Source organism: Kitasatospora sp. NPDC089913 (assembly GCF_044748625.1).
Lineage (GTDB): Bacteria > Actinomycetota > Actinomycetes > Streptomycetales > Streptomycetaceae > Kitasatospora.
Genome location: NZ_JBIVGI010000004.1, coordinates 92,985 through 111,538, shown reverse-complemented (window position 1 = coordinate 111,538; position 18,554 = coordinate 92,985). Strand labels below are relative to the sequence as shown.

19 protein-coding genes are annotated in these 18,554 nt (G+C 74.7%); 10 read left to right on the top strand and 9 right to left on the bottom strand.

The annotated features are described in order from the left end of the window. Window positions 1–57: 57 nt before the first annotated feature. On the bottom strand, window positions 58–681 hold the full coding sequence (locus ACIPYS_RS08715) for a TetR/AcrR family transcriptional regulator (protein WP_400744859.1): 624 nt from the start codon (window positions 679–681) through the stop codon (window positions 58–60). Between the two features lie 65 nt (window positions 682–746). Here ACIPYS_RS08715 and ACIPYS_RS08710 point away from each other — a divergent pair, with 65 nt between their 5' ends. From ACIPYS_RS08710 to ACIPYS_RS08700, 3 genes are all read left to right on the top strand, one after another. Continuing rightward, a complete protein-coding gene (locus ACIPYS_RS08710) occupies window positions 747–2,342 on the top strand; it encodes an FAD-binding oxidoreductase (RefSeq protein WP_400744857.1) in 1,596 nt (531 codons plus the stop codon). Window positions 2,343–2,529: 187 nt separating this feature from the next. Then, on the top strand, window positions 2,530–3,270 hold the full coding sequence (locus ACIPYS_RS08705; protein WP_093858403.1) for a class I SAM-dependent methyltransferase: 741 nt from the start codon (window positions 2,530–2,532) through the stop codon (window positions 3,268–3,270). A 313-nt stretch (window positions 3,271–3,583) separates the two neighbouring features. Continuing rightward, window positions 3,584–4,018, top strand: a complete 435-nt coding sequence (locus ACIPYS_RS08700; RefSeq protein WP_400744854.1) for a hypothetical protein — start codon at window positions 3,584–3,586, stop codon at window positions 4,016–4,018. Between the two features lie 33 nt (window positions 4,019–4,051). Here ACIPYS_RS08700 and ACIPYS_RS08695 read toward each other — a convergent pair whose 3' ends face one another. Next, window positions 4,052–4,522: a nuclear transport factor 2 family protein gene (locus ACIPYS_RS08695; RefSeq protein ID WP_093858405.1), complete on the bottom strand. Its 471-nt coding sequence runs from the start codon at window positions 4,520–4,522 to the stop codon at window positions 4,052–4,054. 103 nt (window positions 4,523–4,625) lie between these two features. On the opposite strand from ACIPYS_RS08695, the gene ACIPYS_RS08690 reads away from it, so the two are divergent. Together ACIPYS_RS08690 and ACIPYS_RS08685 are read left to right on the top strand one after the other, a co-directional pair. Next, on the top strand, window positions 4,626–5,237 hold the full coding sequence (locus tag ACIPYS_RS08690; RefSeq protein WP_400744852.1) for a TetR/AcrR family transcriptional regulator: 612 nt from the start codon (window positions 4,626–4,628) through the stop codon (window positions 5,235–5,237). A gap of 395 nt (window positions 5,238–5,632) precedes the next feature. Next, a complete protein-coding gene (locus tag ACIPYS_RS08685) occupies window positions 5,633–6,049 on the top strand; it encodes a hypothetical protein (RefSeq protein WP_400744850.1) in 417 nt (138 codons plus the stop codon). Between the two features lie 25 nt (window positions 6,050–6,074). On the opposite strand, the gene ACIPYS_RS08680 is transcribed toward ACIPYS_RS08685, so the two are convergent. Next, entirely contained in the window at window positions 6,075–7,550 is a 1,476-nt protein-coding gene (locus tag ACIPYS_RS08680) for a glutamate synthase subunit beta (RefSeq protein WP_400744848.1), read from the bottom strand. Window positions 7,551–7,868: 318 nt separating this feature from the next. Here ACIPYS_RS08680 and ACIPYS_RS08675 point away from each other — a divergent pair, with 318 nt between their 5' ends. After that, window positions 7,869–8,228 (top strand): hypothetical protein, encoded by a 360-nt coding sequence (locus ACIPYS_RS08675; protein WP_400744846.1) that lies wholly within the window; start codon window positions 7,869–7,871, stop codon window positions 8,226–8,228. 124 nt (window positions 8,229–8,352) lie between these two features. Further along, window positions 8,353–9,720: an amidase family protein gene (locus ACIPYS_RS08670; protein ID WP_400744844.1), complete on the top strand. Its 1,368-nt coding sequence runs from the start codon at window positions 8,353–8,355 to the stop codon at window positions 9,718–9,720. 122 nt (window positions 9,721–9,842) lie between these two features. Here ACIPYS_RS08670 and ACIPYS_RS08665 read toward each other — a convergent pair whose 3' ends face one another. Next, complete coding sequence (locus ACIPYS_RS08665) at window positions 9,843–10,937, bottom strand: NAD(P)-dependent alcohol dehydrogenase (RefSeq protein ID WP_400744842.1); 1,095 nt, start codon at window positions 10,935–10,937, stop codon at window positions 9,843–9,845. 150 nt (window positions 10,938–11,087) lie between these two features. Then, window positions 11,088–11,705 carry an RNA 2',3'-cyclic phosphodiesterase gene (gene thpR, locus ACIPYS_RS08660; protein WP_400744840.1) on the bottom strand — a complete coding sequence of 206 codons (618 nt, stop codon included), beginning with the start codon at window positions 11,703–11,705 and terminating at the stop codon, window positions 11,088–11,090. Window positions 11,706–12,477: 772 nt separating this feature from the next. Between thpR and ACIPYS_RS08655 the strand changes: the two genes are divergently transcribed. Together ACIPYS_RS08655 and ACIPYS_RS08650 are read left to right on the top strand one after the other, a co-directional pair. Beyond that, window positions 12,478–12,924 (top strand): hypothetical protein, encoded by a 447-nt coding sequence (locus tag ACIPYS_RS08655; RefSeq protein ID WP_093858412.1) that lies wholly within the window; start codon window positions 12,478–12,480, stop codon window positions 12,922–12,924. A 200-nt stretch (window positions 12,925–13,124) separates the two neighbouring features. Then, window positions 13,125–13,952: an SAM-dependent methyltransferase gene (locus tag ACIPYS_RS08650; RefSeq protein ID WP_286158614.1), complete on the top strand. Its 828-nt coding sequence runs from the start codon at window positions 13,125–13,127 to the stop codon at window positions 13,950–13,952. A gap of 104 nt (window positions 13,953–14,056) precedes the next feature. On the opposite strand, the gene ACIPYS_RS08645 is transcribed toward ACIPYS_RS08650, so the two are convergent. From ACIPYS_RS08645 to ACIPYS_RS08635, 3 genes are all read right to left on the bottom strand, one after another. Further along, window positions 14,057–15,016: a Scr1 family TA system antitoxin-like transcriptional regulator gene (locus ACIPYS_RS08645; protein WP_093858414.1), complete on the bottom strand. Its 960-nt coding sequence runs from the start codon at window positions 15,014–15,016 to the stop codon at window positions 14,057–14,059. Window positions 15,017–15,138: 122 nt separating this feature from the next. After that, window positions 15,139–15,381, bottom strand: a complete 243-nt coding sequence (locus ACIPYS_RS08640; RefSeq protein ID WP_400745199.1) for a DUF397 domain-containing protein — start codon at window positions 15,379–15,381, stop codon at window positions 15,139–15,141. A gap of 298 nt (window positions 15,382–15,679) precedes the next feature. Next, window positions 15,680–16,240, bottom strand: a complete 561-nt coding sequence (locus tag ACIPYS_RS08635; RefSeq protein ID WP_400744837.1) for a dihydrofolate reductase family protein — start codon at window positions 16,238–16,240, stop codon at window positions 15,680–15,682. 258 nt (window positions 16,241–16,498) lie between these two features. On the opposite strand from ACIPYS_RS08635, the gene ACIPYS_RS08630 reads away from it, so the two are divergent. Further along, window positions 16,499–17,713, top strand: a complete 1,215-nt coding sequence (locus tag ACIPYS_RS08630) for a saccharopine dehydrogenase family protein (RefSeq protein WP_400744836.1) — start codon at window positions 16,499–16,501, stop codon at window positions 17,711–17,713. 63 nt (window positions 17,714–17,776) lie between these two features. On the opposite strand, the gene ACIPYS_RS08625 is transcribed toward ACIPYS_RS08630, so the two are convergent. Then, entirely contained in the window at window positions 17,777–18,514 is a 738-nt protein-coding gene (locus ACIPYS_RS08625) for a VOC family protein (RefSeq protein ID WP_400744834.1), read from the bottom strand. Window positions 18,515–18,554: the final 40 nt, after the last annotated feature.

The following is an 18,554-nucleotide window of genomic DNA, read 5'->3' as shown; positions in this document are numbered from 1 at the left end:
TGCCGCCCGGCGGCGGGTCGGTGCGGTGTCGCCCGGCGGCGGCTCGCGTCCGGGCCCTCAGCCCGGACCGACGGCCCGGGCCGTGGCGAAGATCCGGGCGCAGCGTCCCGCCATGGCCTCGGGGCTCTGGTCGGGGTGTTCGATCCACCAGCGGACCAGGGTGGTGCACAGGCCGCGCCAGGCGTACTTGAGGGCGTCGGCGTCGAGGGGGTCGTCGGATCCGGTGCTGCGCAAGAGGTCGGCGGTGCCGGTGGCGGCGAGTTCGTCGATGGCGTCGCGGTAGTGGGCGGCGCGGTGGGCGGCCTCGCTGCCGGTCGGCAGTGAGGGGTCGTAGAGGACGAACCATGCCTCGCGCTGCCCGTCGAGGGCGTCGAAGAGGGCACGCAGCACCCGCAGGGGTGTGGGGGGCGCGCCGTTGTCGTGATCGGCCATGGCGGTCCGGACGGCTGTCAGCAGCCGGTCGCCGACCGGTTCGAGGCAGCCGAGGAAGAGGTCCTGCTTGCTGCCGAAGTACTGGTGCAGCAGGGGTTTGGTGACGCCCACCCGGGCGGCGACGGCGGCCATGGTGGTGGCCTCGTAGCCGCGGCGGCCGAACTCCTCGGTGGCCGCGGCGAGAACCTGTCGTTCGCGCTCGGCCCTGGGCATGCCCTTGGTGCCGGCCCTGGTGGGAAGCATTGTCATAGAACTGATCTTACCTTAGGGTAATTTACTCACCAGTAAGTTCATCGGATCCCCGGAGCCGCCTCATGACGCCCGCCGCCGAGACCGCCCCCCGCCTCCGGTCCTGGTGGGGCTGGGGCTATCAGGACGCGCAGCCCGACGAGGCCGAGTGCCTCGCGCTGGGCGCCCTGCTGCCGGGCACTTTGGCCCGCCCGCTTCCGGTCCCCCGGATCGCCGACCTCGCCGTCGGCCGACCGGCCGTGACGCCACCGCCCTCCCTGGCGCGTCTCGTCAGCGGCGACCCCGGCGACCGGGCCGCCCACGCCATGGGCAAGGCCTACCGCGACGTCGCCCGGGCCCTCCGCGGCCGCCCGGGCCGGATACCGGACCTGGTCGCCCGTCCGACCGGCGACCGGGAGGTGGCCGACCTGCTCGACTGGGCCGGGGCGCACGGGGTGGCCGTCGTCCCGTTCGGCGGCGGGTCCTCGGTGGTCGGCGGGGTGGAGTACCGGGGCGACGCCCACCGCGCCGTGCTGTCGCTCGATCTGACCTCGATGGACCGGGTCCTGGAGGTCGACCCGGCCGGCCGCTCCGCCCGCATCCAGGCCGGGGCCCTCGGCCCCGTGCTGGAGGACCAGCTGCGGCCCCACGGGCTGACTCTGCGTCACTTCCCGCAGAGCTTCGAGTTCTCCACCCTCGGTGGCTGGCTGGCGACCCGCGCCGGTGGGCACTACGCCACCGGACGCACCCGGATCGACGACTTCGCGCAGTCGCTGCGCGTGGTCACCCCCGCCGGGACCAGCAGTTCCTGGCGACTGCCTTCCTCCGGCGCCGGCCCCTCGCCCGACCGGCTGTTCCTCGGGTCCGAGGGCACCCTCGGCGTCATCACCGAGGCCTGGATGCGGGTGCAGGAACGCCCCCGCCACAAGGCTTCGGCCGCACTGTCCTTCACCGACTTCGGGCGCGCGCTGGACGCCGTGCGCGCCGTCGCGCAGACCGACCTCGGCCCGGCCAACTGCCGCCTGCTGGACCCCGGCGAGGCCCTGTTCTCCGGCGCGTCGAAGGACGGATCGAGCATCCTGGTCCTGGGCTTCGAATCGGCCACCGGGCCCGTCGGCGACCGGCTCGCCGCCGCCGTCGGCCTGGCCCGCGACCACGGCGGACGGGTCGGGGCGGACACCGCGGACGGCGGCGCGGGCGGCGGCGCCGTGGGTGCCTGGCGTTCGGCGTTCCTGCGGATGCCCTATCTCCGTGACGGGCTGGCCCGGATGGGCGCCGTCGTGGAGACCTTCGAGACCGCCGCCACCTGGGACCGGATCCCGGCCCTGGTCGAAGCCGTGCGCGCCGAGGTCGGAGCCGCCGCCCGTGCGGCCACCGGGCGGGAGGCAACCGTCAACTGCCGTCTCACCCACGTCTACCCGGACGGCGCCGCGCCCTACTTCACCGTCGCCGTGGCCGGACGCCCCGGCGACGAGGTCGCCGTCTGGGACGACGTCAAGGCCGTCGCCACCGACGTCCTGCACCGCCACCGCGCCACGGTCACCCACCACCACGCCGTCGGCCGCGACCACCGACCCGGCTACGACCGCCAGCGTCCGGAGCCGTTCGCCCTGGCCCTGCGCGCCGTCAAGGACGCCCTCGACCCGCACGGCATCCTCAACCCCGGTGTGCTGCTGGACTGACGGGTGCCACCGGGGCGAACGGCCCCGGCCGGGACGATCACGAGAACCGAACCGCCCCCGGCCGCACCAGGTTCGGGGTTTCCACCAGTTCGCCGACCCGGCGGACGGGAGGAAGACTTCCCGCCAAGGGGCGCGGCCGGTTCGACGGCCGCCGTCATGGACCGGAACAGATGGGGGGACCGCCACGATGAGCGGTCAGCTGTACGACGGGATCGGCGAGGCGTTCGAGGGCTTCAAGACCCTTCCGCTCACCCGTTACGGGGAGGTGCCCGGCTTCCTCGGCCTGGTCGGCGACGTCGAGGGCCGGTCGGTCCTCGACCTCGCCTCCGGAACCGGCTTCTACAGCCGGGAGTTCAAGCGCCGCGGCGCCTCCCGTGTCCTCGGTGTCGACATCTCCGCCGCGATGGTCGACGCGGCACGGGCACGGGAGGACGAGGAACCGCTCGGCGTGCGCTACGAGCTCGGCGACGTGGCCGAACTGCGCGCGTTCGAGGAGCCCTTCGACATCGCGGTCGCCGTCCAGTTGTTCAACTACGCCGACGGCGTCGCCACCATCGAGCGGATGTGCCGCAACATCCACCGGAGCATGGCGGCCGGGGCGGAGTTCTTCGCCTTCGGGCAGCACCCGGACTTCCGCTTCGACGGACCGTCGCTCGCCAAGTACGGCTTCCTCTGCGAATCGCTGGGCGAGGACACCGAGATCGGGCCCCGGGTGCGGATCACCGCGCTGCTCGACCCGCCGATCTCCTTCGTCGCGAACCCGCCCGGCCGCGAGGTCTACGAGCGGAGCCTGCGGGCGGCCGGGTTCACCGGGATCACCTGGGTGCCGCTGGAGATCTCGGCGGCCGGCGTGCGGGAGTACGGCGAGGAGTTCTGGGACGACTACGCCGCCAATCCCCCGCTGACGATGCTGCGCTGCCGCGCCTGACCCCACGCGGACCGCAGGGCCGCACCCCGGTCACCTCCCGGCCGGCGGGTGACCGGGCGGGGGCCCGGTGGGGACCGGGCGGGGACCGGGGAGTCGCCCCGGACCGACAGAGATGCGACCCGGGCCCGTTGCGGCGATGCTGAGAAGGTGGGCCCGCCTCGCGATGCCCACCAACTCCACGACGCCCGGCGCCCCCCTCGACACCCGGCGCCCCCCTCGACACCCGACACCTCCCTCGACACCCGACACCTCCCCGGCATCTGGCCCTTCCTCGACATCCGGCATTTCCTCCACCTCACGAGAGGACGCTCCCGTGTCCGACGAACTCGATCTGAGGACGGACAAGTCGTGCAGCGGCTCCCGCAGCCTGCCGATCAACGAGTCGTTCACCGCCTCCACGACGGCGACCCTGTTCTCGCCGGCGTTCCGCGCTTCCGCCGGCACCACGATCAACATCCAACTGGTGGCGGAGCTCGACGATCCCAACGGAATCCCCGGCAACGGCTCGGTGGGCGTCAGCGTGCACCAGTGCTGCGACGTGTCGGACTCCCAGATCACCGCACAGCAGACGGTCGGCAGGATCGGACCGGCGGGATCGCCCGAGGTCACACCCCTGACCGTGACCCTCCGCGACGCCTGCACCCTCTCCACCCATCCGGACGGCGACGACGCCCAGTTCGTCTACTACCTCCGCCTGCGGATCAGCGACAGCTTCGACCGGGTCAAACTGTCCTACTCGATCAACTGAGGCGCCCGGGAACCGCGGGCTCCGGACCCGGGGTCAGAGCCCGAGGTCGGTCAGCCCCGGGTGGTCGTCGGGGCGGCGACCGAGCGGCCAGTGGAACAGGCGCTCGGCCTCGCCGATGGGCAGGTCGTTGATCGACGCGTGCCGGTGCGCCATCAGGCCGTCCTGGTCGAAGGCCCAGTTCTCGTTGCCGTAGGAGCGGTACCACTGACCGGAATCGTCGCGCCACTCGTACGCGAAGCGGACCGCGATGCGGTCGCCGGTGTGTGCCCAGAGTTCCTTGATCAGCCGGTACTCGTGCTCACGCTGCCACTTGCGGGTGAGGAAGGCGGCGATCTCCTCGCGCCCGGTGACGAACTCGGCGCGGTTCCGCCACCGGCTGTCCGGGGTGTAGGCGAGCGAGACCCGCCGCGGGTCGCGGGTGTTCCAGCCGTCCTCGGCGGCCCGGACCTTCACGCGGGCGGTCTCCTCGGTGAACGGGGGCAGGGGCGGGCGCTGCTCGGACATGCCGGTCTCCTTCTGGATGGTGCCGGAAGCTGGCGAGAACGATCGTTCTCACCATGTCCGCTACTCTATGAGAACCGTGGTTCTCATGTAAAGGACAGGGCCGATGGACACCGACGCCGCACGTACCCGGATCCTCGACGCGGCCGAGGAGCTGTTCTACGCCCAGGGCGTCCAGACCGTCGGCATGGACGCCGTCCGCACCGCCGCCGGGGTCACCCTGCGCCGCCTCTACCAGCTCTTCCCGTCCAAGGACGACCTCGTCGAGGCCTATCTGGAGCGCCGCGACCGGCGGTGGCTGGCCGAGCTCGCCGCGCACGTGGACGCCTCCGCCGACGTTCCGGCCGAGCGGGTGCTCGCCGTGTACGACTGGCTCGCCGACTGGTTCGCCCGCCCCGGCTTCCGGGGGTGCGCCTTCGTCAACTCCTACGGCGAACTCGGCGCCACCGCGCCCGGCGTCGCCGGGGCCGCGCGTCGGCACAAGGAGGCCCTGCGCGACTACCTCGCCGGACTCGCCGAGGACGCCGGCGCTCCGGACGGCACCGGGGTCCATCTGGCCCTGCTCGCCGAGGGTGCGATCACCCTGGCCGCCCTCACCCGGACCCCGGCCCCCGCCACCGAGGCCCGGGAGGCCGCCCGACTGCTCCTCGCCGCCGGGGCGGGCACCGGTACGACCGGCTCGGCCCGCGTCGGCACGACCGCCGACGCCACAACCTGAGCACGGCAGGCGGCAGACGGAGCACGCCCGGCCGCCGGTGTCATCACCACGACGGCCGGGCGCATCGTCCGGTGGCGCGGGTCCGGACGGCGGCGGGGGGAGTTTCGCCGTCCGGACCTCGCTCGTGCCACCGGCCCTCTTCTGACCCGGATCGGCGCCGGCAAACCACCCTCCCGGAGCGGCCGGCGAGAACGCCCTCCGGCCAGCACCGGCAGTCGTTCTGACCTTTCGTCAGAATCCTGGGTACGCGCCGTGACCGCCGCACCGGCGGCCACCGCACCGTCCCCACCGTCCGCGGTCCCTCCGGCGACGACCGCACCGTCCCCCGCACCGCCCGCGGTGACCACGCCGCCTCCGACCCCCGTGGCGCCTTCGACCCCCGCACCGTGCCCGCCGTGCAGCGGCCCGCCTGCAAGGACGACACCGACTTCGTGCTGGACCTCGGCCCGAACCTGGTGCGGGCGAGCGGCGGCATCGCCCGCCCCGGCCTGAACGAGGCGTACGCCTGCCTGCGCAACCTGAACGCCCCGCACCCCGGCGACCCCGGGCAGGGCGGCGGCCCGATGATCGGCGTCGGCGACTGCGTCGTGAAAGCGACCGGCACCGACGGAAGAGCCTTCGGCCGTGAGACCAAGTGCGACGGAACGGGCTCGTCCGAACCGGAGTACAAGGTGGTCAAGGTGGTGACCACGGTGCTCGTCGCCCGGGGCGCCACCCCCGACAAGTGCGCGCCCGGCACGGCCTTCGAGTTCCTGCTGCACGCCGACTACAGGGCCACGTTCGGGCCGTTCGCCTGCGCCGACAAGCTCTGACCCACGGGCCCTTCGGCTCCCCGCGTCACAGCGCCAGCCGGCGGGCGGAGGCCCGGATCGGGTCGGGGAGTTCGGTGCGGCCGCGAAGGTAGCGGTCCACCGCGGCGGCGGCCGAGCGGCCCTCGGCGATCGCCCACACGATCAGCGACTGCCCGCGCCCCGCGTCGCCCGCGACGAAGACGCCGGCCGTCCCGGCGGCGAAGCCGTCGTCGCGGGCGAAGGCGCCGTCCGGGCCGACCGTGAGACCGAGCCCGCCGGTCAGCCAGGGCTCCGGCTCGGGGCCGGTGAAACCGAGCGCGAGCAGCGCGAGATCGGCCGGGATGCTGCGCTCGGTTCCCGCCCGGGGCGTACGGTCCGGTGGCTCGGCGTCGGCGAAGCGGACCGCCGCGAGGCGTCCGTCCGGGCCCGGCTCGAAGGCGACCGTACTGGCGGCGAACACCCGGACCCCGCCGCCGGTGGCTTCCGCCTCCTCGTGCGAGGTGGTCTCCCGGCGGACCTTGGGGTGAACCGGCCAGGGCTGCCCGGGATCCCTGCGCACCGGCGGGCGCGGGTTGATGTCGAGCTGGGTCACGGCCGCCGCCCGCTGCCGCAGCGCGGTGCCGAGGCAGTCCGCCGCGGTGTCGCCGCCGCCGACGATGACGACCCGGAGACCCTCGGCGGACACCGGCGCGGCCGGGAGTTCGCCCTCGTCGACCCGGTTCGCGCCGGTCAGGTAGGCCATCGCCTGGTGGACGCCCGGGAGCCGGCCCCCGGGCACCGGCAGGTCGCGGCGGTGCCCGGCGCCGACCGCGACCACCAGGGCGTCGCAGCCGGCCCGCAGCTCGTCGGCCGAGACCTCCCGGCCGACGCGCAGACCGGTGCGGAACGTGGTGCCCTCGGCCCGCATCTGGTCGAGCCGGCGGTCCAGCCGGTGCTTCTCCAGCCGGAACGGCGGGATGCCGTAGCGCAGCAGCCCGCCGGGCCGGTCGTCCCGCTCGTACACGGTGGTGGTGTGGCCGGCCCGGGTGAGCTGCTGGGCGGCGGCGAGGCCCGCCGGACCGGAGCCGACCACGGCCACCCGGCGGCCGGTGCCGCTGGCGGGCGGCTGCGGGAGGTCCCAGCCCTCCTCCCAGGCGCGGTCGGCCAGGGCGAGTTCGATGTTCTTGATCGTGACCGGCGCTCCGCCGTCGACGGCCAGTACGCAGGCGCTCTCGCACGGGGCCGGGCAGAGCCGCCCGGTGAACTCGGGGAAGTTGTTCGTCGCCAGCAGGCGCACCGCCGCGGCGCGCCAGCCGTCCAGGGCGACCAGCCGGTTCCAGTCCGGGACGAGGTTGCCGAGCGGGCAGGCGCTGTGGCAGAACGGCAGCCCGCAGTCCATGCAGCGGGCCGCCTGCCCGCCGACGATCGGCAGCAGCGCCCCGGGGCGGTACACCTCCCGCCAGTCCTCGAGCCGCTCCCGCGCGTCCCGCCGCGCGCGCTCGGCGCGCGGGGTGGTCAGGAAGGCCATCCGGTCTGCTGCCATCGCGGCCTCCGGCAGGGCGTGCCGACACGGACCCGGCGGCACCCCGGCGGACGCGCCACCGTGTGGCCACGCTACGCCTACGAACGGCTCGCGGGAAGCGTTGACCGGGAGCCGGCCTCGCCGGGCCGCGCACCGCCGCGCGGGGCGACGCCCGGGTTTGACCGGTTCTGCACTCCCGGGCCCATGATCGGCCGTGCCAGGCTCGGCTGTGGCCGGCCGGGTCCGGCCGGAGCGGTGCCCCCGCCGGGTCCGTCGCGTACTGCGCGCCGAACGCGCCGGGAGCCACCGCGCCCACCCACCGACGACGAGGTGAGTTGCTTGGCCACCCTGAGGACGACACTGCGCGGCACGCTCACGGCCGCCGCCGCGGCCGCCGCCCTGGCCACCGTCGGAACCGGGGCCGCCCATGCCACCGGCTGGCCTCCGCTGCAGGAGGGCGGGTACCTGTACTCCGGCACCACCGGCACCGGGACGGTCACCGCGGTGGACCTCTCCGACCTCGGTACCTGCCACACCCTGGCGACGCCGGCCCGGTCGGTCCAGGTCGTCTCCGGCTCGGCGTCCGTGCTGCTCTACCCCGGTGCCGGCTGCACCGGCACCACCCCGTGGGCGACCGGGTCCCTGGCCCAGTCCGACCTTCCGGCCGCGGCGCGGAGCTACCGGGTGATCCCGGCCTGACGGTGCCCCGGGCGGGGCCCTCGCGGGCGAGTCCACCCGGAACCGGCCGTGCCGGGCCCGGCCTCCCGTCAGACTGGAGCGCGGTCGTACCGCGCACGCACCGGTCGTACGGAGGGAGCGGCACATGGTCGGGCAGGGCGCAGCGGGCCGAGGGCCCGCGCAGCAGGCGGTGGCGGCGGCCCTGGAGCGGGCGGCCGCCGTCGCGCACCTCAACGCCTTCATCACCCTCGACGCCGACGGCGCCGGGGCGGAGGCGGCCCGCCACGACCGGCGCGGCGGCGGTGCCCGCCGCTGGTGCCTGGCCGTCAAGGACAACGTCCATGTCGCGGGCCTGCCCAACACGGCGGGCACCCCGGGGCTCGCCGGGTTCGTCCCCGCCGCCGACGCACCCGTCGTCGCGGCGCTGCGCGCGGCCGGCGCGATCGTCCTGGGCAAGACCAACATGCACGAGCTGGCGCTGGGCGTCACCTCCGGCAACCCCACGTTCGGCGCGGTCGGCAACGGCACCGACCCGGCCCTGTTCGCCGGCGGCAGCAGCGGCGGTACGGCCGCCGCGGTGGCCTCGGGCGTCGTGGACGCCGGGCTCGGCACCGACACCGGCGGGTCCGTCGGCATCCCGGCCGCGCTCAACGGGATCTACGGCCTGCGCCCGAGCGCCGGACGCTATCCCTCCGCCGGTGTCACACCGCTGTCGGTCACCCGGGACACCCCCGGACCGATGGCGCGCAGCCTGGACCGGCTCGCCGCCCTGGACGCCTTCGTCACCGGCCGCACCGGGACAGCGCCGCCGGACCGCCCGCTCCGGCTCGGCCTGCCGAGGCAGGTGTTCGCCGAGGACCTGGAGGCCCCGGTCCGGGCGGCCTGGGAGGCCGCGGTGGAACGGCTCGGCACGGCGCGGACCGTCCGGGTCCCGGTGGACACCGGGCACCTGGTCGAGTCCGACGCCCGGGCCGGGATGCACCTCGTGTTCGGGGAGTTCGCCACCGCCCTCGAGCGCTACCTGGCCGAACACGGCGTCGGGCGCACCGCGGCCGAGGTGGTCGAGGCGGCCGCCGACCCGGCCGTCGCCGGACTGCTCCGGGCCGCCGCACTGCCCACCGGCCCGGGGTACCCGGGGCCGGACGCGCTGCGCGGGGCGCTCGTGGAACGCCGAGCGCTGCAGGCCGCCTACGCCGAACTCTTCGCGGCGAACGGCGTGGACGCGTTGCTGAGCCCCACCGTGCCGGTGTGCGCCCGGCCGCTGCACCGGCACGAGGAGTCGCTCCCCCTCAACGGCCGGGACGTGCCGACGTTCCCCACCCTGATCCGCAACACCTCCCCCTCGGCCACGGCGGGGCTGCCCTCGGTCACGGTGCCGCTGCCGGTCGACGGCTCGCCGCCGGTCGGTCTCCAGCTGGTCGGACCGCGCGGCGGTGACCGGGAGCTGCTGGCCGTGGCCGCCCGGATCGACGCCCTGCTGCGGCCGGGGGAGGCCGGTGGGGCTCGCCCGTGACGGGGCGGGGTGCCCACGGCCGCCCCGTCGGGCACCCCCGCCGCCCGCCCGGCACCCCCGTGGCCGCCCGGCACCCCCGTGGCCGGTCGGCACCCCCGTGGCCGGTCGGGACGGAGTACCGGTCAGCCGACGGCGATGACGACCTTGCCCAGCGGGTTGGCCCGCTCGTAGTAGGCGTAGGCCGCCGCCGCCTCCTCGAACGGGAAGACCCGGTCGACGACGGGGCGCAGGGCGTGCTCGGCCACGAAGTCGTTCATGGCCGCGAACTGGGCGTGGCTGCCGACCGCCACCGCCCGGACGGTCGCGGCAGCGCCGAACAGCAGGCGCGGGTCGACCGCCGGCCAGTCGCCGGAGACGGAGCCGACGAGGGCGAGGTGACCGTCGACGGCGAGCGACTTCAGCGACTGCTCCAGCGATCCGGCGGTGTCGACGACCCGGTCGACACCGCGTCCGCCGGTCAGTTCCCGGACCGCGGTGTGCCAGTCGGGCCGCTCCCGGTAGTCGATCACCTCGTCGGCGCCCAGGTCGCGCAGTCGCCGCTGCTTCGCCGGGCTCCCGGTGGTGGCGATCACCCGCGCGCCGAGGGCGTGGGCGTACTGGATCGCGAACAGGGACACTCCCCCGGAGCCGGTGGTGAGGACGGTCTCCCCCGGGCGCAGGCCGCGGCCGTCGCCGGTCAGCGCGTTCCAGGCGGTGAGGCCGACGCAGGGCAGGGTGGCCGCCTCCTGGTACGAGAGGTGCGCGGGCACCGGCAGCAGGGCCTGCTCGGGGAGGACGGCCAGCTCGGTCAGCATGCCGTCGAGCGAGCCGCCGAGCTGCGGAAGCAGGTCCGCCGCCAGCCGGCCGTCCCGCCAGTGCGGGAACAGGGTGGCGGTGACCCGGTCCCCCGGGCGCGCCCACCGGACGCCCGGTCCGACGGCGACCACCTCCCCGGCGCCGTCGGAGACCGGGACGAGGTCCGGCTTGACCGGCAGCACGTACTGCCCGCGCAGCACCAGCAGCTCCCGGAAGCTCAGCGAGACCGCGCGGACCGCGACCGCGACCTCCCCCGGCCCGGGGGTCCGCGGTCGGGCCGTGCGCAGCGTCAGCCGCTCCGGGCCGCTGCCCGCGCCGAGGTGGTAACTGCGCACCGTCGAGGGGAACGCGGCGGTGGCCGTCGGGACGGCGGTGGCCGTGGCGGGCGCGGCGACGGCCGTGGCGGGCGCGGTGGTGGTCATGATCGGTCCCCCGGTGGTGAGGCGTTCGGTGTGTGCCTCCAGCGTGCCGCCGGCCCCGTTCTCCGCTCAATTCCCGGCCGGGAATGGCGACCGTGACCCGGGCCCCTCCCCCGGTTCGGTCGCCCGTGCGCCGCCGCGGTGACCTCCTCGCTACCGGGCGGTGGCGGTGCCCGCGCCGTCGCTCGGGACGGCGGAGCCGAACCGCCACGCCTCGATGTCGCGGTAGCGGATCGGGCCGGGGCCCCGGCCGATGTTGCTGCCGACGAGGTGCAGGCGTTCCGTCGGCCACGTCCGGCCCTCGAACCCGGTGAGCCCGGCCGCGGCGAGCGGGACGCTGGTGGCGTCGTCGCGGCGGGAGCGGGCCAGGGTCAGATGGGGGCGCAGCGGGCGGTCCCGGAAGGTGATGCCGCAGGAGCCGATCACCTCGCGGACGTCGGCGGCGAGGGCGTGCAGTCCCTCCAGGTCGCCGTCGATCCCGCTCCACAGCAGCCGCTCGTCGAAGTGGCCGCCGCCGCGCAGGCGCAGGTCCAGGGCGGGGCGCGACGCCGCCGGGGCGGCCAGTGCCGCGCGCAGCGGGGGCACCGCCGTGGAGGGCAGTTCGCCCAAGAAGGCCAGGGTGATGTGCCAGTCCTCGATCCGGTTCCACCGCAGTCCCGGGAAGGTCTCGTAGGCGGGGCGCAGGGCCCGGGCCAGTTCGTCCTTGGCGTCGTCGGGCGGGGCGAGGGCCACGAAGACGCGCAGGGTCGAGGGCTCGGGGTGATCGTCCACGAAGGGGAGGTTAGCCCAGGCCGGAGCGGCCCCGCCCACCGGTGTCCGGAGGCCGGGGCGGCGGGGCCCGGTCGCCGGCGCGGGCTCGGGCGTGGCACGGCGGGCGATCGTACCTGCTCGGGGCGGGGCGGTCGGGGCCTGTGCCGGCCCGGATCCGACCGGGTGGCGACCGGATCCGACCGGGGGATCCCGCGCGGTCCGGAACGGCCGGAACGCGCCCACCAGGGCGGTACGGTTCTGCTCAACGGCCTTTTCCCGTAATGGGGTTGCCCCACCCAGTGGTCGGACACCGAGTGGGGCGCACGGGTCGATCACAGAAGATGAGGCACACCTGTGAATGACCGACCCTCCCGGGGGTGGGCGGACCCGCCCCCGGTGATCTCCCACGCTAGCAGGGGCGGCAGCGCGCCCACGGGACTTCGTGGCCTGCGCGCCACCCCGGACGGCCCCGACTCCACCGTCCGCCCGTCCTGTTCGCGGCCGACCGCGCGGCGTACGCCGACGGCGCGGGCGGGCGGCAACGCCTCGGAATGATTCCCGGCCTGCTGAGCGCGGGGCGCGGCTCCCGGACCGCGCCGGAGCCGGGCCGCCGGACCCGCCACCGCTGAGCGAACCGCGCCCGGCCCCCTTCTGACGGAGGCCGGTCGACGCGCGCCCCCGACCCGGAACTCCGGCCCCCGGCGCGCGCCCCGCGCACCACGCGACCACCCGCGCCTCCCCTGCCACTCGACCGCCCTCGCACATCTGCGACCCGACCCCGATCGGAGACGTGGTGCCCGGTCCGCACAGGCCCGCGACCGGCCCGGTCGGCTACGCGGCCTTCGTCCAGCTCCACCGCCACAGCTACGAGCGGTACGCCGGCGCCCGGCTGGGCGACCGCTCGCTGGCGGCGGCGGTCGTCGCGCGGGTCCTGCGCCGGGCCGAGCTGAGCTGGAGCGCGGCGCTCCGCGGGGACCCCGCCGCCTTCACCTGGGACGTGCTGCGGGAGAGCGTCACCACGGCCCGCGTCGAGGCCGCCGACGCCCCGGCGGACGACCTGCACCGCGCACTGCCCGACCGCCCGGCCGACGCGGCGCTCCTGCACGAGCGCCTGGGCCTCGCCCCCAAGGACGCCGCGGCCCTGATGGGCCTGGGCGAACCCGAACTGCAGGTCCAGCTGCGGGCCGCCCGCCGGATCCTGGCCGGACTCGACCCCGGCGGCCGGAACGGGGGCGCCTGACCGCACGCCCCATCGCAGGCGCCCGCCCCGCCGTGGCGCACCCGACCGCTCCCCCGCGGACGCCGGTGCGCCACGGCATCGCCATGCCCCGCCACAGTTCACCCACCCGGGTTGTTTCAACCGCGATCGGGCCGACCTAGGATGACGTGTCGTCACAATGACTTGTCGGCAGGGAACTTCGGCGCACCCAAGGGGATACCGTGAACGACGCGAGGGCCGAATCGCGGGAGCACTATGTTGACGCGGACACGCCTAGCGCGGCGCGGATGTACGACTACCTCCTGGGCGGGCACTACAACTACCCGTGCGACCGCGAGGCCTGCGACCAACTGTTGCTGACCGCCCCCAGCACCCGGGAGCTGGCGCTCAACAACCGGGCCTTCCTGGAGCGGGTGGTGCGCCACATCGCCCGGCGCTACGGGATCAGGCAGTTCCTCGACCACGGGTCGGGCCTGCCCACCCAGAACAACGTGCACCAGGTCGCCCAGAGCGTCGATCCGGCCAGCAAGGTGGTCTACATCGACAACGACCCGCTGGTCCTGGGCTACGGACGCGCGTTCCTGGAGGAGAACCGGAACGTGCTCATCCTGCCCTCGGACATGCGGGAGACCGCGGCCATCGCGGCCGACGCGGCACGGATCATCGACTTCAGCAGGCCGGTGGCCGCGCTCTTCGTGTCCGTGCTGCACTGCGTCCCGGACGACGACCGGGGCAACCCGCGCCGGATGGTCGAGGACACCGTGCGTCTGCTCGCTCCCGGCAGCGTCGTGGTGATCTGCCAACTCGTGAGCGAGGACGCCCGGATCCGCGACGCGGTGACCGAGCTGATGCGGGAACAGACCGGCAACCGCTGGGGCCGGGTACGGACCGAGGCCGAGGTGGCCGAACTCTTCACCGTGCCCCGGCTCCGGATCGAGGAGGAGGTCGGCCTGCTCGACGTCACCGACTGGCGACCCGACACGGATCTGGTCCGGCGCCAGGCCACCCAGGAGTGGATCGAGTTCGGAGGCCTGGCCACCGTCGACTGAGCACGCCGGCCCGGCTGCCCACCGGCCCCGCTCCGCCGGGGTGCCGCCGACCCGGCCGCCCACCGGCCCGGCGGGGCCGGGGCGACGGGCATGCGGTGGCGGCGTCAGAGTCGGGAGCGGTGCCGCTCGAGTGCCTCGACGACCAGTTCGCGGCTCGGCACCGGCCCGGGAGCCTGGCGGATGACCATGTCACTGAGGTCCTGGTAGTCGAGGTAGTCGCTGTCGGCCTCCTCCCCGGCGATCGGGCCCCGATGGAACTCGCCCCGCCCTCCGGCCTCGGTGTAGATGACGTCCGGCGCGGCGAAGGAGCCCTGCTCGAAGCTGAGCCGGATCAGCGAAGTCACCTGGAGCGCGAGGGGGTTCTCCACCGCGATCACCCGGACCGCGACCGGCGAACGCTCCTCGTCCACGTGCCGCAGCAGCACCGACAGCTGGTCGACCATCATCCCGGGATCGCCGAAGTCGGCGTAGAGGGCGCTGCGCTGGACGAAGAAGGTCGACCTCGGGAGTCTGGCCGCGAACCGTTCGGCGCGCAGCCCCCGGACCTCGATGATCCGGTCCGCGAGCCTCCGCTGGCTGGCGAGCAGGGTCCGGCCCGTCACCAGCTCGCGGTACCGGGGGATCTGCAGCACCCCGGGGATCACATTGGTGTCGATGATGACCTGCCGCGCGGCCCACTCCTCCAGACTGGTCAGCCTCAGCATGGAGTCCGGCACGGCCTCGCGGTAGGCGGCGCGGGATCGGGCCCGCACCGAGTTCGCCCACCCTTCCGCCGAGGCGTCGTGGGCGAGTTGGAGCAGTTGTGCGCGCCGGGGCCCGGGCCGCACCCCGAGGGCGTCCAGGAGGGCTTCGACCACGGCCGGTTTGTCGATCCGCATCTCGCCGTTCTCGATCCGGCTGTAGACCGACGTGGAGACCTTGACCCTGGTCCGCTCCAGCACCTGGCGCTGGGTCAGGGTGCCGCGCTCGATCTTCAGCTCCGCGCCGAGGAGCAGGGCGGGAACGCCCCAGGAACCCGGCGGGTCGGGCGCGGGCCGCCCGAACGGAACTGCACGGTCCTCCATGGCCAAAGGGCCCCCCTTGGGCACGATTCCGAAACTCACCCCGAACGGTCGGGATCAGCTTCACACAAGGGGGGCGCCGCCGTCACGCCGGACCGCTGGACCCGGGTGCCGGTATGACGAACTCAAACCGCCAGCCGGTCGAATTCGCCGTTCTTCACACCGCTCAGCAGTGCCGCGATCTCCGTCGCGGTCAGGACCAGGGCCGGACCGCTCGGGAAGCGGCTGTTGCGCAGGGCCACCTGGCCGTCGTCCAGTTTCCGCAGCTCGAGGCAGGCGCCCGTGCCCTGGCTGGCCCGGGCCTTCTGCCAGCCGTCCGTCGCCTCGATGACGTCGGCCGGCATGCCGTTGAAGTAGTCGATCACGATCAGCCATCTCCACTGTCCGCTGGGCGCCCGCTCCTCCGATCTTCATACGCACGGAGAAGTGCCCTGGTGGCACCGCTGCGCAATCCCGTGCGGGATTGCGCAGGGCGGGCGCCTTGAATCATTCACCCCGACAATCGAACAGCGCCACTCCCTATTAGGGTGAATGCGGACCGCTTTATGCATATCTATTGTGAGCGGCTGATAGCACTGCCGTACGGGCCGTACCCGCCACCGGCCGGACGGGTCGTCATGGACCGCTTCCGCCACCGGCCGGACGGACCGTGACGGACCGTCCCCGCTACTCGTCGGCCGGTCCGTAGACGGTGTTCAGGACGCCGCTGGCGAAGGCCGTGCTGCTCAGGAGCTTCAGCCGGATCGGGTCCGCGCCCTCCTCGAACAGCCGCATGCCGCGCCCGACCGCGATCGGGTGGACGAGCAGGTGAAGCTCGTCGATCAGCCCGGCCGCCAGCAGGGCCCGCACCACCGAGACCGAGCCGGACATCCCGATCCGGCCGCCCTCCTCCCGCTTCAGTGCGGTGACACCCTCGACCAGGTCACCCTTCAACTGCTCCGAGTTGCGCCAGGTCAGCTCCGGCGCCGAGCGGGAGACGACGACCTTGCGCACGTCCCCGAGCACCTTCGCCATCCCGCCCTCCTCGCCGCCGGCGTCCTCCCGGCCCGGCCAGACCTCGGCGAAGCCCTCGTAGGTGGCACGGCCGAGCAGCACGGTGTCCGCCGCCGCCATCTGGGCGCCGACCGCCGCGCCCATCTCCGCGTCGAAGTAGGGGAAGTGCCACTGCTCCGGGCTCTCCACCACGCCGTCGGCAGCGATGAACAGACCTGCGGTGAGCTTGCGCATCAGGATCTCCCTGCGTCTCCCAGTGCCCGGGCACCGGGTCGGTTGCTTGCTTTCACATGGTCGGACCGGCCGACGGACCGAAACTCATCGCTCCCGGCGGAAGAATCTTCCGGAGCACCCGCGAGCGCGGCGTTCCGCGAGCGCGGCCGGGCCGCCGGACAGCGGGACGTCTCCGCACGCTCCCGGAGCGGGTCGTTGACAGTGCCGCAACGGACTCCTAGCGTGGCGCGGGCGATTACCCACGAGTAGGGACTGTTGATGGCCGCAGCGCGCCCGTACGACCTCGTCCTGTTCGGAGCCACCGGGTTCACCGGCCGGCTCACCGCCGAGTACCTGGCCCTGGCCGCGCCCGAGGGCTGCCGCTGGGCGCTCGCCGGCCGGGACGCGGACCGGCTCGCCGCCGTCCGCGCCGGACTGGCCGGGATCGATCCGCGCTGCGCCGGACTGCCGCTGCTGGTCGCCGACGCCGGGGACCGCGAGGCCCTGCGAGAGGTGGCCGCCTCGGCCCGGGTGGTGGTGTCCACGGTCGGCCCCTACCTCCGGTACGGCGAACCGCTGGTCGCCGCCTGCGCGGACAGCGGCACCGACTACGTGGACCTCACCGGCGAGCCGGAGTTCGTCGACCGGATGTACCTGCGCCACCACGAACGGGCGGTGGCCACCGGCGCGCGGCTGGTCCACGCCTGCGGCTTCGACTCGGTGCCGCACGACCTCGGGGTGCTGTTCACCGTCGAGGAGTTGCTGCGCCGCGGCACGGCGCCGCAGCGGATCTCGGTCGAGGGCTTCGTCCGCGTCGCCGGCACCGTCTCCGGCGGCACCCTGGCCTCGGCGATGACCGCCTTCTCCAGGCCGCGCGCGATGGCGCGGGCCGCCCGGGAGCGCCGCGCGGCCGATCCGCGACCGGCCGGACGGCGCGTCCGCACACCGGCCGGACGCCCGCACCGCTCACGGGCGGCCCGGGCCTGGGCGCTGCCGCTGCCCACCATCGACCCGCAGGTGGTGGGGCGCTCGGCCGCCGCCCTGGAGGCCTACGGCCCGGACTTCGGCTACACGCACTACGCCGCCGTGCGGCGACTGCCGATCGCGGTCGGCGGCGTCGCCGCCGTCGCGGCGATCGCCCTCGCGGCCCAACTGCGGCCGCTGCGCCGCACAGTGGAGCGACTGCGGAAGCCCGGCGAGGGCCCGGGCGCCGGGCAGCGGGCCGGGTCCTGGTTCACCGTGCGGTTCGTGGCCCGGACGGATCTCGGCCGGCCGCTGGTCACCGAGGTGTCCGGGGGCGATCCCGGTTACCAGGAGACCGCGGTCATGCTCGCCGAGTCCGCGCTCTGCCTCGCCCACGACGACCTGCCTCCCACGGCCGGGCAGCTGACCACGGCGGTGGCGATGGGGCGCCCGCTGATCGACCGGCTGATCTCGGCCGGGATCTCCTTCCGGGTGCTCGAGGGCACGCCGACGGGTGCCCCCGGCCGCTGAACTCCCCCGACGACCCGTCGGGACGGCCACCCCCGTCAGGACGGCCACCGGGGGCGCCCGGTGTCACTTCGGGGCGAGGAGGCAGAACTCGTTGCCCTCCGGGTCGGCCAGGACCGTCCACGAGATCGCGGACGCGTCGAACCCCGGATCGGTGGCTCCCAGGGCGCGCAGCCGCGCCGCCTCCGCCTGGAGGTCGTCACCCGGGTAGGGGCGGATGTCGAGGTGGACGCGGTTCCACCCGGTCTTGGGGTCGGGGGTGCGGACGAACTCCAGGTACGGGCCGACACCGTGGGCGGACCGCATGGTCGCGTGGTCGTCGGCGACCTCGTGCACCGTCCAGTCCGTCGCGGCGCCCCAGAAGCGCGCCATCTCCCGCGGGTCGGCGCAGTCGACGACCACCGCCGCGACCGGCCCGGTGTCCCCGTAGACCGGGCGGGGTTCCAGGACGCAGAACTCGTTGCCCTCCGGGTCCGCCATGACCGTCCAGGGGACGTCGCCCTGACCGACGTCGGCGAGGGTCGCGCCGAGGTCCCTCAGGCGTGCGACCAGCTCGGCCTGGTGGGCGGCCGAGGTGGTGGCCAGATCGAGGTGCACCCGGTTCTTCCCGGTCTTGGGCTCCGGACGGGCCACCAGGTCGATGAAGATCGTCGACGGGTCGGGGTAGGGGACTCCCGCGGGTTCGAGGCAGGTCACCCCGGGACCCTCGTTGTCGATCCCCCAGCCGAGCGCCTCCGCCCAGAACCGGCCCAGCGCGGAGTCGTCCAGGGCCTTCATGTTGATCTGCACAAGTCGTGTTGCCATGGACAAGATCATATGAGCGGGCCCACGGTCCGACCAGGGC

What these genes read in the sequence shown, in the direction of transcription:
- ACIPYS_RS08715 (WP_400744859.1), bottom strand. Translation starts at nt 681, where the DNA reads ATGACAATGCTTCCCACCAGGGCCGGCACCAAGGGCATGCCCAGGGCC.
- ACIPYS_RS08710 (WP_400744857.1), top strand. Translation starts at nt 747, where the DNA reads ATGACGCCCGCCGCCGAGACCGCCCCCCGCCTCCGGTCCTGGTGGGGC.
- ACIPYS_RS08705 (WP_093858403.1), top strand. Translation starts at nt 2,530, where the DNA reads ATGAGCGGTCAGCTGTACGACGGGATCGGCGAGGCGTTCGAGGGCTTC.
- ACIPYS_RS08695 (WP_093858405.1), bottom strand. Translation starts at nt 4,522, where the DNA reads ATGTCCGAGCAGCGCCCGCCCCTGCCCCCGTTCACCGAGGAGACCGCC.
- ACIPYS_RS08690 (WP_400744852.1), top strand. Translation starts at nt 4,626, where the DNA reads ATGGACACCGACGCCGCACGTACCCGGATCCTCGACGCGGCCGAGGAG.
- ACIPYS_RS08680 (WP_400744848.1), bottom strand. Translation starts at nt 7,550, where the DNA reads ATGGCAGCAGACCGGATGGCCTTCCTGACCACCCCGCGCGCCGAGCGC.
- ACIPYS_RS08670 (WP_400744844.1), top strand. Translation starts at nt 8,353, where the DNA reads ATGGTCGGGCAGGGCGCAGCGGGCCGAGGGCCCGCGCAGCAGGCGGTG.
- ACIPYS_RS08665 (WP_400744842.1), bottom strand. Translation starts at nt 10,937, where the DNA reads ATGACCACCACCGCGCCCGCCACGGCCGTCGCCGCGCCCGCCACGGCC.
- ACIPYS_RS08645 (WP_093858414.1), bottom strand. Translation starts at nt 15,016, where the DNA reads ATGGAGGACCGTGCAGTTCCGTTCGGGCGGCCCGCGCCCGACCCGCCG.
- ACIPYS_RS08635 (WP_400744837.1), bottom strand. Translation starts at nt 16,240, where the DNA reads ATGCGCAAGCTCACCGCAGGTCTGTTCATCGCTGCCGACGGCGTGGTG.
- ACIPYS_RS08630 (WP_400744836.1), top strand. Translation starts at nt 16,499, where the DNA reads ATGGCCGCAGCGCGCCCGTACGACCTCGTCCTGTTCGGAGCCACCGGG.
- ACIPYS_RS08625 (WP_400744834.1), bottom strand. Translation starts at nt 18,514, where the DNA reads ATGGCAACACGACTTGTGCAGATCAACATGAAGGCCCTGGACGACTCC.